This is a genomic window from Cellulomonas sp. B6, from assembly GCF_001462455.1.
Lineage (GTDB): Bacteria > Actinomycetota > Actinomycetes > Actinomycetales > Cellulomonadaceae > Cellulomonas.
The window spans coordinates 1-12286 of the sequence record NZ_LNTD01000127.1 but is presented as its reverse complement, the minus strand read 5'-3'; the positions used below and the strand labels follow the sequence as shown (position 1 = coordinate 12286).

General features: G+C 76.9%; 9 protein-coding genes. 8 read left to right on the top strand and 1 reads right to left on the bottom strand.

The window, feature by feature from the left end:
- The 6 genes from ATM99_RS11980 to ATM99_RS11955 form a co-directional block, all read left to right on the top strand.
- Nucleotides 1-934: dihydrolipoamide acetyltransferase family protein (locus tag ATM99_RS11980; protein ID WP_150118274.1), on the top strand; the 934-nt coding region annotated here is incomplete at its 5' end.
- Nucleotides 935-1141: 207 nt separating this feature from the next.
- Nucleotides 1142-1906: a hypothetical protein gene (locus tag ATM99_RS11975; protein WP_150118273.1), complete on the top strand. Its 765-nt coding sequence runs from the start codon at nt 1142-1144 to the stop codon at nt 1904-1906.
- Nucleotides 1907-1964: 58 nt separating this feature from the next.
- Entirely contained in the window at nt 1965-2696 is a 732-nt protein-coding gene (locus ATM99_RS11970) for a copper resistance CopC family protein (RefSeq protein WP_062103140.1), read from the top strand.
- A 56-nt stretch (nt 2697-2752) separates the two neighbouring features.
- Nucleotides 2753-4804, top strand: coding sequence for a cytochrome c oxidase assembly protein (locus tag ATM99_RS11965; protein WP_062103143.1), 2052 nt, complete (start codon nt 2753-2755; stop codon nt 4802-4804).
- Between the two features lie 307 nt (nt 4805-5111).
- Nucleotides 5112-5393, top strand: coding sequence for an isoamylase early set domain-containing protein (locus ATM99_RS11960; protein ID WP_062103142.1), 282 nt, complete (start codon nt 5112-5114; stop codon nt 5391-5393).
- A gap of 481 nt (nt 5394-5874) precedes the next feature.
- Entirely contained in the window at nt 5875-7368 is a 1494-nt protein-coding gene (locus ATM99_RS11955) for an MATE family efflux transporter (protein ID WP_062103139.1), read from the top strand.
- Nucleotides 7369-7539: 171 nt separating this feature from the next.
- On the opposite strand, the gene ATM99_RS11950 is transcribed toward ATM99_RS11955, so the two are convergent.
- Complete coding sequence (locus tag ATM99_RS11950; protein ID WP_190278828.1) at nt 7540-8337, bottom strand: NERD domain-containing protein; 798 nt, start codon at nt 8335-8337, stop codon at nt 7540-7542.
- A 281-nt stretch (nt 8338-8618) separates the two neighbouring features.
- Between ATM99_RS11950 and ATM99_RS11945 the strand changes: the two genes are divergently transcribed.
- Nucleotides 8619-9941, top strand: a complete 1323-nt coding sequence (locus tag ATM99_RS11945) for an MFS transporter (protein ID WP_062103137.1) — start codon at nt 8619-8621, stop codon at nt 9939-9941.
- Nucleotides 9942-10025: 84 nt separating this feature from the next.
- Complete coding sequence (locus ATM99_RS11940) at nt 10026-12173, top strand: UvrD-helicase domain-containing protein (RefSeq protein WP_062103136.1); 2148 nt, start codon at nt 10026-10028, stop codon at nt 12171-12173.
- Nucleotides 12174-12286: the final 113 nt, after the last annotated feature.

Genomic DNA, 12286 nt, shown 5'->3' with positions numbered 1-12286 from the left:
GGCGCCCGCCCCCGCGCGCACCGGCACCACTCGAGCGCTCGCCAAGCCGCCCGTGCGCAAGCTCGCGCGCGACATGGGCGTCGACCTCGACGCCGTCGCCGCGACCGGCCCCGGCGGGATCGTCACGCGCGAGGACGTGCTCGCCCACACCGTGCGCGCCGAGGGCCGCGACCTCGCGACGTACCCCGGCGACGACCGCCCCTGGCTCGCGTCCGGCACCGTCACGCCCGACGGCCGCCAGACCCGCGTGCCCGTGAAGTCCGTGCGCAAGCGCACGGCCGAGGCCATGGTCGCCAGCGCGTTCACGGCCCCCCACGTCACGGTGTTCCACACGGTCGACGTCACGCGCACCATGAAGCTCGTCGAGCGCCTGCGCGGCGACCGCGAGTTCGCCGACGTGCGCGTCACGCCCCTGCTGGTCGCCGCGAAGGCGCTGCTCCTCGCGGTCGACCGGCACCCCGAGATCAACGCGTCGTGGGACGAGGCCGCGCAGGAGATCGTCTTCAAGCACTACGTGAACCTCGGCATCGCCGCGGCCACGCCGCGCGGGCTCGTCGTCCCCAACATCAAGGACGCGCACCGCCTCGACCTGCTGGGCCTCGCACGCGGGCTCGGCGAGCTCACCGCGACCGCGCGGGCGGGGCGCACGTCGCCCACCGACATGTCCGACGGCACCATCACCATCACCAACGTCGGGGTGTTCGGCATCGACACCGGCACGCCGATCCTCAACCCGGGCGAGGCCGCGATCCTCGCGTTCGGCGCGATCCGGCAGCAGCCGTGGGTGCACAAGGGCAAGGTCAAGCCGCGGCACGTCACGCAGCTCGCGCTGAGCTTCGACCACCGGCTCGTCGACGGCGAGCTCGGCAGCCGCGTGCTCGCCGACGTCGCCGCCGTGCTGGCCGACCCCGCGCAGGCGCTCGTCTGGGGCTGACGCCCTCGTCCCTCCAGGGCGTCGGAGGACTCGCCGTCGCCGTCGCCGTGGCTGTCGCCGGTCGACGTCCCCGTCGTCCCGGTCGTCCGCCGCGTCCTCGTCGCCCTCGGCGGTGACGTCCCACCCTCCCGTCGGCCCCGCGCCCGTGGCCTGGTGAAACGGTTCGCGGCCTGGACCCGCCACGGCGACCACGCGACGGTCGACGGCATGCCGACGCTCCCGGTGCCGCCGGGCGTCCACCCCGACGACGGGGGTGACGCCGCGCACCGCCGGCTGCCCGCGCCGACGGTCGTGGCGCCGGTGGCAGCGGGGCGGGACGCGGCAGGGCTGGGCGCGGCGGTGCCGGGCCCCGCGGTGCCGGACCCCGCGGTGCCGTGGGCCCTCACGATCGCGGTGGGGCTCGTCGTCGCGGTCCTCGCCGGTGCGCTCGGCGGGCTGCTCGTGACGGGGCACCGCGTGCCGGACGGTGCGGCGGTGCTGGCCGTGGCCGCGCTCGTGCTCGTGCCCGCCGTGCTCGTCGCCCGTGCGCCGCGCCGTGCGGCTGCGAGCGTGGCGGCCGTCGTCGGGTGCGCGGTGCTGGCCGTCGGGCTGCACCCCGTGCTCGTCGCGCTCACCGCACCGCCCGGCACCGCGGCGCGTGCCGACGGGCACGCGCCGCACCACGTCGCCGAGGCTGTCGAGGCCGCCGGGCCCGACCCCGTCGCCGCGGTGGCCGGCGGCACGGCCGGGCGTGCGCAGGACGACGCCGCGGACCGCGACGGCGGCACGACGCGCGACCGTGCGGGCCCCGGTGCACGCGCCACGGACGGCGACGCACGGGGCCCGGCCGTCGACCCGTCGACCGGCCGCACGCTCGTCCTGCGGATCGCGGCCGGGTCCGTCACGGGCGTGCTCGCGGCGGTGCTGCTGGTGCGCGCGGGACGGGCGTCACACCGGCCCGGCGGGGACCCCGGCCGCGCCGCCACGTCATGATGGACCCGGACGCCGCACCGCGGCCGTCCTCACCGCCGTCACCGACCCCGGGAAGGTCATGCGCCCGCACACGCCGTCCTCCGTCCGCCCCCACCGCTCCGGGCACGTCGCCCGCGCCCGCGTCGCCCTCGCGCTCGTCGTCACCGGCCTGCTCGCGCTGGCGACCGCCGGGCCCGCGTCCGCGCACAACGCGCTGCGCTCGTCCGACCCCGCCGACGGCTCGACCGTCGCGACCGCGCCCGACGCCGTCACGCTGACGTTCGACCAGGCCGCCCTCGAGCTCGGCACCGAGATCGTGGTGACCGCAGCAGACGGCACGATCGTGTCCGAGGGGCCCGTGCAGCTCGTCGACACGTCGGTCGTGCAGCCGCTCGCCGCCGAGCGGCCCGCGGGCGCGTACTCCGTGATGTGGCGCGTGACGTCGGCCGACGGCCACCCCATCGTCGGCGCGTTCGCGTTCACCGCGACCGACGCGGCCGGGGCGGCCGCCGCCCCCGCGGAGCCGACGCCCGACGCCACCGGGGAGGCCACCCCCGAGCCGACCGCGGAGGAGACGGCCGCGCCGACGGCCGAGCCGACGATGACGACGCAGGACGGCGACGAGCCCACGCAGGAGGTCACGGCGATCTCCGCCCCCGCCGACGGCCCGTCCGTGCCCGTGTGGGTGTGGGTGCTGCTCGCCGTCGTCGTGCTCGGCGGCGGCGCCGTCGTGCTCGTCGTGGCGCGCGGCCGCTCGCAGGGCCCGGGCGACGGCACCCCGGGAGCGCCCGGCACGGGCGCCGGCGCCTGACGCCGGGCGACCCGGTGGCCGCCGCACCCGCACCCGCACGCACCTACGCTGACCCGGTGAGGACGCAGCCGACGGTCGTGCGGTACGGCGCGCTGGGCGCGCTCACCGCGACGGCAGTCGTCGCGGTGCTCGTGGGCGTCACGTTCACGGGTGCGGCGGCCGCTGTCGTACTGCGCGACCCCGGGCCGCTCGTGCGGTGGGGGCTGCCGGTCGTCGAGACGCTCGGCGAGCTCGCGGCCGCGCTCACTGTCGGTGCGCTCGTCCTCGCGGTGTGCGTGCTGCCGCGCCGAGCCGACGCGACCCGCGCGCCGCGCGGCGGGGCGGCCGTCGCCGTGGGCGACGCGTACCCGACCAGCCTCGTGCTCGCGGCCGTCGCGGCCGGCACGTGGACCGTGCTGTCCGTGCTGCACCTCGTGCTCGCGTACGCGCAGGTCGCGGGCGCGCAGCTCACCGCGCCGTCGTTCGGCGACGAGATCGCGCTGTTCGTCACGCAGATCGACCTGGGCCGCACGCTGCTGTCCGTCACGACGGTCGCCGCCGTCGTCACCGCGCTCGCGCTCGTCGTCGCGACGCCCACGGGCGCCGCGTGGACCGCCGCGCTGTCGCTGGTCGCGCTGTGGCAGCTCGCGCAGACGGGGCACGCGGCCGGCGCCGTCAGCCACGACCTCGCGGTGTCCGCGATGGTGCTGCACCTGGTCGGCGCGGCCGTCTGGATCGGCGCGCTCGCGGCCCTCGCGATCCTCGTCGCGAGGCTCGGCGCCGACACGTCGGTCGCCGTCGGCCGGTACTCCGTCATCGCGGCCTGGTGCCTGGTCGCCGTCGCGGCGTCCGGCGTGCTCAACAGCGTCGTGCGGCTCGACGGTCTCGACGACCTCGCGAGCCCCTACGGCGCCCTGCTCGTCGTCAAGGTCGTGCTCACCGCGGTGCTCGGGCTGCTCGGGCTGCTGCACCGGCGCGTCACCGTGCCGCGGCTCGCCGGCGGTCCGTCCGCCGCCGCGGGCCGTACCGGCGCCGCGCTGTTCTGGCGCCTCGTGCTCGTGGAGCTCGCCGTCATGGGCGCCGTCTCGGGCGTCGCTGTCGCGCTCGGCTCGACCGCGCCCCCCGTGCCCGACGCGGTGCCCGCGGACCCGTCACCGGCCTACCAGCTCACCGGCAACCCCCTGCCGCCCGCGCCCAGCGCGCTGCACTGGATCACGCTGTGGCGGTGGGACGTGCTCGCGGCCGCGGCGGCCGCCGCCGGGCTCGTGGTCTACCTGCGGTGGGTCGTGCGGCTGCGGCGACGCGGCGACGCCTGGCCGTGGCTGCGCACCGCGTCGTGGGTGCTGGGCATGCTGCTGTTCGCGTGGACCACGTCGGGCGGGCCGGCCGTCTACGGGCACGTGCTGTTCAGCGCGCACATGATCCAGCACATGGTGCTGGTCATGGTGATCCCGCTGTTCGTCGCGCTGTCGGCACCCGTGACGCTCGCGCTGCGCGCGCTGCCGTCGCGCGCGGCCGCCCTGCGGGGCGACGACTCGCGCGGCCCGCGCGAGTGGATCCTCACGCTCGTGCACTCGCGCTGGGGCCGGTTCCTGGCGAACCCGCTCGTCGCGGCCGTGAACTTCGCCGGCTCGATGGTGCTCTTCTACTACTCGGGCCTGTTCGGCTGGGCGCTGCGCGACCACGTGGGCCACCTCGCGATGATCGTGCACTTCTCGCTCACCGGGTACCTGTTCGTCAACGCGCTCGCGGGCGTCGACCCCGGCCCGACGCGCCCGCCGTACCCGCTGCGCCTGCTGCTGCTGTTCGCGACCATGGCGTTCCACGCGTTCTTCGGCGTCGCGCTCGTGAGCGGAGAGGCGCTGCTGGTCGCCGACTGGTTCGGGCTCATGGGCCGGCCGTGGGGGCCGTCCGCGCTCGCCGACCAGCAGATCGGCGGGTCGGTCGCGTGGGGGATCGGCGAGATCCCGACCGTCGTCCTCGCGATCGTCGTCGCCGTGCTGTGGACGCGCGACGACGAGCGCACCGCGCGGCGCCGGGACCGCAAGGTCGACCGCGACGGCGACGCCGAGCTCGACGAGTACAACGCGATGCTGGCCCGCATGGCCGACCGCGACACGGGCCGCTGACCCACTCGCGCCGCGCCGTCTCGTCCCGCCCGTACCAGCCCACCCACGCACCGCTCGTCCCTGCGTGCCGACGGACACCGCCCCGGTCCGACGGACACGCGCGTGCGGCTGTCCGTCGGGTCGCGACGCTGTCCGTCGGCGTCGGTGTCGGCGTCGGTGTCGGTGGGGCGTCGGGTCGACGGGGACGGGTGGACGTCACACGGTGGTCACGTGCGGGGGCGGTGCCGGTCACACGCGTGCGGCACGCTGCACGCGTGCGCAGCGCCGCGTCGTGGTCCGAGCCGCCCGAGGGAAAGTGGTCCCGCCCGTGCTGAAGAAGTCCCGCTCCGCCCGCACCGCCACCTCCACGCTGACGTTCGCGCTCCCGGCCGCCGAGCTCGACGGGCCCGTGAGCGTGGTCGGCACGTTCAACGACTGGACGCCCGGCGCGCACCCGCTGCGTCGGCGGTCCAACGGGACGGCGAGCACGTCGGTGACGGTGCCGACGGGCACGACGGTCCGGTTCCGGTACCTGGGCGAGCACGGGCGCTGGTTCGACGACGCCGACGCCGACGCGATCACGCCCGAGGGCGGGGTCGTGCTCGCCTGACGCGGCGCGCGGCCGGTGCGCCCGACCGTGCGCGCCCGACCGTGCGCGCCCGACCGCGCCTGCCTGACCGCGCACGCCCGGCCGCGCCTGCCTGACCGCGCCCGCCCGACCCCGCCCGTCGGGTCGCCGTCGCGTTGCGCGGTGCGCATCGCGACGGAGATCACGTCGGTCAAGCCGAGGGCGGCCGGGCACCGGGTCGTCGGCGGTCGGCAGGGCCGTGGGAGCGCTGCCTCAGGGCGTTCCGGACGTCCGCGCGGCGCCGCGCGGGTCCGGGTTTGGTGCGGACGTGGCACGGCCTTGCCCTGCCGCCGGGGTCGAGGCGCGGACGGGCGTCACGTCGCCCGTTTAACCCCTGGCCACGCCGGATCGTATCGATACGATGAATCGCTGACGCGACCGGCACGACCGACCACCGCGCCCCTCACGGCCGCCCTCGACGGCGGCCGGCCCCTGTCCCCACCAGCGCGGAAGTAGTCCCGTCATGTCCAAGGTCCTGACCGCCGGCAGCCCCTGGCGCGTCATCGCCCTCTTCGCCGTCCCGCTCCTCGTCGGCAACGTCGTCCAGCAGATGTACCAGGTCGCCGACGCGATCGTCGTCGGCCGCACGCTCGGCGTCGACGCGCTCGCCGCCGTCGGCGCCACCGGCAGCCTGCTGTTCCTGCTGCTCGGCTTCGCCTGGGGCATGACCTCGGGCTTCGCGATCCCCACCGCGCAGGCGTTCGGCGCCGGCGACCACGCCGCCGTGCGCCGCTCGGTCGCGTCCGGCGCCGTGCTCACCGCCGTCGTCTCGCTCGTGCTCACCGTCGCCGCTCCGCTGCTCGCCGAGCCCGCGCTGCGCCTGCTGCGCACGCCCGAGAGCCTGCTGCCGCAGGCCACGACGTTCGCGGTCGTCAGCTTCCTCGGCGCCAGCACGATGATGTCCTTCAACTTCCTGTCGGCGATCGTGCGCGCCATCGGCGACTCCCGCACGCCGCTGGTGTTCCTCACGATCAGCTGCTTGCTGAACATCGGCCTCGTCGTCGGCCTGGTCGCCGGGCTCGGCACCGGCGTCGGCGGCGCGGCGCTCGCGACCGTCGTCTCGCAGGGCACGTCCGTCGCGCTGTGCCTGCTGTACGTGTGGCGCCGCGTGCCCGTGCTGCACGTGCGCCGCGAGGACTGGCGCGTCACGCGCGAGGACCTCGCGCAGCACCTGCGGCTCGGCCTGCCCATGGGCTTCCAGGCCTCGATCATCGCGATCGGCACGCTCGCCGTGCAGGTGCGGCTCAACGAGCTCGGCCCCGACGCGGTCGCCGCGTACACCACGGCCGCACGCGTCGACGGCCTCGCGGTCGCGCTGCTGTCCTCGCTCGGCCTCGCGGTGTCGATGTTCGTCGCGCAGAACCTCGGCGGCGGGCGTCCCGACCGCATCCGCACCGGCGTCGTGCAGGCGGCCTGGATGTCGGTCGCGGCGTCGGTCGTGCTCGGCGTCGTGCTCGTCACCGCCGGCAGCCACATCGTCCAGCTGTTCGTGGGCCACGGTGCCGACCGCGTGGTCGGCATGGCCGCGCACTTCCTGCACGTGACCGGGGCGCTCTACACGGTGCTCGGCGTGCTGTTCGTGCTGCGCGGCGCCCTGCAGGGACTCGGCCACACGTTCGTCCCGACGGTCACCGGCGTGATCGAGCTCGTCATGCGCGTCGGCGCGGCCGTCGTGCTCGGCGCGGCGTACGGGTTCGACGGCGTCGTGTGGGGCAACCCGCTCGCGTGGATCGGCGCCGTCGTCGTGCTGGTCCCGGTGTACGTGCGGTGGCACCGCCGGCTCGCGCTCGCGCCGATCGGCCCGATGGCCGACGTCGTGGCGACGCCCGAGCCGATCGCGCTCGAGGGCCCGCACGAGGGGTCGGCGGTCGTCGACACGGTCGTGCCGCGCCCCCGCCGCCTCGTGCGGCGCCGCGGCGAGCGCACCGGCCGGGTGCGCGACCGCGTGCGCTCCTGACGGCGCGGCCGCCTCGGCTCGGTGTGCGGCGTTCCGGCGGCTGAGCCGCCGGAACGCCGCACACGAGCGTCAGGCGCCGGGCCCGCGGGTGACCGGTGGCCCGTGACCGGTGGCCCGTGACCGGTGCTCGCCCGGCGGGTGCCTGGCGACCGGGCCGGGTCGCCCGAGGCGTCAGAGGGCGCCCGCGCGCAGCGCGACCACGGCCGCGACGGCCAGCGGGACGCACCACACCACCGCGGCGCGGGCGACCGCGCGGGTCGCGGCCGCCGACCGGGCGCGGCGCGGCGCGTCCGCCGGCCGCCGCCGCGCCGAGGACGGCGCCGACGACCGCGTCGAGGACTGCTGCGACGCCTGCGCCGAGTGCCCGGCCGTGCGCACCCGCACCGCGCGTCGCCGCCGGTGGGCGCCGACCACGGACGTCGTCAGCTGGTCCGGGCAGCGCTCACCGCCCAGGCGCAGGTCGAGCAGCTGGTGGAGCCCCGCCATCTCGGCCGGGGTCAGCCGCGGCGGGAGCGTCCGCAGGTGCGCCGCGAGGTCGTCGACGCCCACGACGGTCGCACCGCACGCGTCGACCACCGGTCCCACCCGACGGTCGGGCGTGCACACCAGCGCGCGCACCGCCGAGCGGTGCTGCGGCGCGAGCAGCGCCGTCACGGCGGCCGCCCCGGCCAGCGCGCGCTCGAGGTCGAGCGTGACCGGCTCGCCGTCGTGCCGGAGCGCGCCGTCGCGCAGGTGCAGGCGGCCCGGCCACGTCCGTACGTCGACCACCACGACCCCGCCGGGGCCGACGAGGACGTGGTCGATCGACCCCAGCGGACGCCCCGGGTGGTGCACGTCGTGCAGCGCCGCCCACCCGTACGGCTCGAGCGCGCGCATCACCGCTGCGGGCGTCGTGCTCGTGGGGAAGGCGCCGGGCGTCGGGGACGCGCCCGCCGTCGCCCGTGCCGTGCCGCGGGATCGCGACGGCACGGCGCGCACGATGCGCGCCACCTCCGCGTGCACAGCACGCAGCGCCGGCTCGTCGCCGGTCCTCGACGACCCCATGCCTGATACGTCGGCCACGACCCCGGCGGACCTGAGCGGTTCCCGGGTGATCCGCGTCTCCGTCCCGCGCGGAGGCGCGCGGGACGGACCGGGAGCAGACCGGCACCCTCGAAACCCTGCCCGCGGACCCCCTGGCGGACGTAGGGTCGCCCTCGGCACGCCGCAGGGGGCACGCCGTCGAGGTCCGCGCGACGAGGGGCACACGCATGACCCAGGGGACGAGCACGCGCACGCGCGTGGCGGTGGCGGCGACGTACGTCGCGCAGGGGTTCGGGTACGCGACGGTCGTGACCGCGCTGCCGGGGCTCAAGGCCCGCACGGGCATCGACGACGCGGCCATCTCGATCGTGCTGCTGGTCGGTGCGCTGCTCGCCGCCGCGGGCTCGGTGACGGCCGAGCGGATCGCCCGCCGTCGCTCGTCCCGCACGGCCGTGGTCGTGGGGCTGCTGGCGCAGGCCGTCGGGCTCGCGCTCGTCACGACCGCGACGTCGGTGCCGCCGCTCGTCGGCGCGTTCGTCGTGTTCGCGCTCGGCCTCGGCATGGTCGACGCGTCCGGCAACATGCAGGGCGTTGCGCTGCAGCACCGCGTGGGTCGCCCGCTGATGTCGACGCTCTTCGCGTGCCTGACCGCCGCGGCCATCGCCGCCGCGCTCGTGCAGTCCGGGTTCGCGCGGCTCGGCTCGACGACCGGGGCGGTCGCCGCGCTGCTCGTCGCGTCGGGCGTCGCGGCGACCATCGCGCTGGTCGCGCGGCCCGCGCTCGTGCGCACGGACGTCGCGGGGGTCGGCGTGACCGTCGACCGCGTCGCGGGCCCTGCCGTCGCCGGCGCCGCCTCGCCCGCAGCCCCTCCCGGCGCGCGGCCGGCGCGCACCCGGCCGACGCGCGCCCCGCTGCCGCGCACCGGCATCTGGCTGTTCGGCGCGATGGTCGCCGTCGCGTTCGTCGTCGACTCCGCCGTGTCCAGCTGGAGCACCGTCTACCTGCACGACTGGCTCGACGCCTCCCCGTCGGTCGCGCCCCTCGGGTACGCCGCGTACCAGGGCGCCGTGCTCGTCGCGCGGCTCGCCGGCGATCCGCTCGTGCGGCGGTACGGCCGCGACCGCGTCGCGGCACCGACGGTCGTCGTCGCCGCGATCGGGCTCGCGGTCGTCGGGCTCGTGGCCAGCCCCGTCGCGGCCGTCGTCGGGTTCGCGCTCGCAGGCGTCGGCGCGGGCACGCTCGTGCCGCTCGCGTTCTCGGCCGCGGGCGAGCTCGCCCCCGACCGCCTCGACGAGGTCGTCGCGCGCATCAACCTGTTCAACTACGCCGGCGCGCTGGTCGGGGCCGTGGTGATCGGGCTGCTCTCGGAGCTCACCGGCCTCGGCCCCGCGTTCCTGGTCCCGGCCCTGCTGCTGGTGCCCGCGATGGCCGTGGTGCCGCAGCTCGGCGCGCGTCCGCGCCCGGGGGACGGCGGCCTCGTCGCGCCGCCCGGCACCGCGCTGCCCACGGCGCCCGAACCGCCCGACGTGCCCGGGTCCGCGCCGCGCTGACGTGGTGCACGTCGCCCGGTCGGGTGCTCATGGACGGTCCACGGGCCGCCGATACCTCCATGACACCCGGAGGACTACCGACCCATGCCCGCAGGGGACTCCGCGGCGCACGAGGCGCACCGTCAGCTCGCCCTCGCCGCCGCCCACGAGAAGGCCGCCGTCGAGGCGCGCGCGACCGCGTCGCGCTACGGCGTCGCGTCCGCGACCGAGCAGCGCACCGCGCGTGCGCTCGCGCCGCTCGCCGCCGCGGGCTACCACCTGCTCGCCGACCGACGGTGGCCGGGCAGCCGGCGCGCCCAGGTCGACATGGTCGTCGTGGGGCCGGGCGGGGTGTTCGTCGTCGACACCAAGGCGTGGGCCGACGTCACGATCGCGCGCGACCGGATCCTGCGCGGCCAGGAGGACGTGACCGAGGACCTCATGGCGCTCGCCGACCTCGCGTACCGCACCGAGGGCGAGCTCGCGGAGATCGGCCTCGCGCCCGGTGAGGTGCACGCCGTCGCGGTGCTGGCCGGGCGGCACGGCGTCGAGGAGCGGGTCGGGCCCGTGCGGGTCGTCGGCGAGCGCGACGTGCTGCAGCTCGTCGCGCGGCGCGGCTCGCGGCTGGGCCCGCGCGAGGTCGACCGCGTGCTCGCGCGCTGCCTGGAGTGGTTCGGCCAGGTCGGTGAGCCCGCACCCGTGACGACGACGCTGCCGGAGCCCGTGCTGCCCGCGCCGCGCGTGCCCGAGCTCGTGCCCGACGACGCGGCCGGCCGGCCCGTCGTGCCGTCGCCCCGCACACCCCCGGCCGCGGCCGAGGACGAGCCGCTGCACTCCGAGGAGGAGGTGCGCCGCGCGATGCTGCAGGGACTCATGGCCGCACCCGTCGAGGAGTGGATGGCGTTCCTGCACCCCGCGCAGGCGCGCGTCGTGCGCCGCTCGTACAACGGCCCGGCGCGCATCCGCGGCGCCGCGGGCACCGGCAAGACGGTCGTCGGGCTGCACCGGGCCGCGTACCTGGCGCGCACGCGCGAGGGCAAGGTCCTGGTGACGACGTACATCCGCACGCTGCCGGACGTGCTGCGCCAGATGCTCACGCGGCTCGCGCCGGACGTCGTCGACCGCGTCGAGCTCGCGGGCGTCCACGAGACCGCGAAGCGCATCCTCGACGAGCGCGGTGTGAGCGTGCGCATCGACGGCCGGCAGATCGCCGCGGCGTGGACCGCCGCGTGGGGCAAGGTCGCGGGCGGCTCGATCATCGACACGGACCGCCACGAGCAGGACTACTGGCACGAGGAGGTCAGCTCGGTCATCAAGGGCCGCGGCCTGACCCGCTGGGAGCAGTACGCGGACCTGCCGCGCCTGGGCCGTCGGCACCGCCTCGGCCCGCAGCAGCGGCGCGTGGTGTGGGAGCTGTACCAGGCGTACGACACCGAGCTGCGCGACCGCGGCGTGCACGACTTCGCCGACCAGATCGCGCTCGCGGAGGCCGAGCTGCGCCGCGAGCCGCCGGCCGAGCGGTACACCGCCGTCGTGGTCGACGAGGCGCAGGACCTCACGTGCATGATGCTGCGGATGCTGCACGGCCTGGTCGGCGACGGGACCGACGGGCTCACGCTCGTGGGCGACGGCCAGCAGACGATCTACCCGGGCGGGTTCACGCTCGCCGAGGCGGGGATCTCGGTGGCGGGCCGCGGCACGGTGCTCGACGTGAACTACCGCAACACGCGGGAGATCCTGCAGTTCGCGTCGATGCTCGTGCGCGACGACGAGTTCGCGGACATCGAGGGTGCGACGGCGCGCGGCGACCGCCCCGCGCAGGTGCCGCGCAGCGGGCCCAAGCCGCTGTACGTGCGGTGCTCGGGCGAGGCGGACCGGCAGCGTCGCATGGTGCAGCGCGTGCACGAGGTCGTGGCGGAGGTCGGCACGAACTTCGGCGACGTCGGCGTGCTGTCGTTGTCGCGGCGGGGCGTCGAGGACGCGACCGAGACGCTGCGGCGGGCCGGGATCCCGGTGGTGAACCTCGAGCAGTACGACGGCGTGCCCGTGAACCGTGTGAAGGTCGGCACGGTCAAGCGCGCGAAGGGCCTGGAGTTCAAGCAGGTGCTGGTGGTCGACCCGTACGCGTCGTGGTTCACCGAGAAGCCCGACGGCATGGACGACGTGGACCGCGAGCGGCGGGACTTCCGGCTGCGCGAGCTGTACGTGGCGATGACGCGTGCGCGCGACGGGCTGTGGGTCGCGTCGATCTGACGTCGGCCCCGTGCGGGGTCGCACGGCGTGCGTCGGCACCTTCGGCCCGCGCGGCGGCGCGGCCCCGCGGGTAGCGTCGGACGGGTGAGCAGCGCGCCCGGACCGTACCCCGC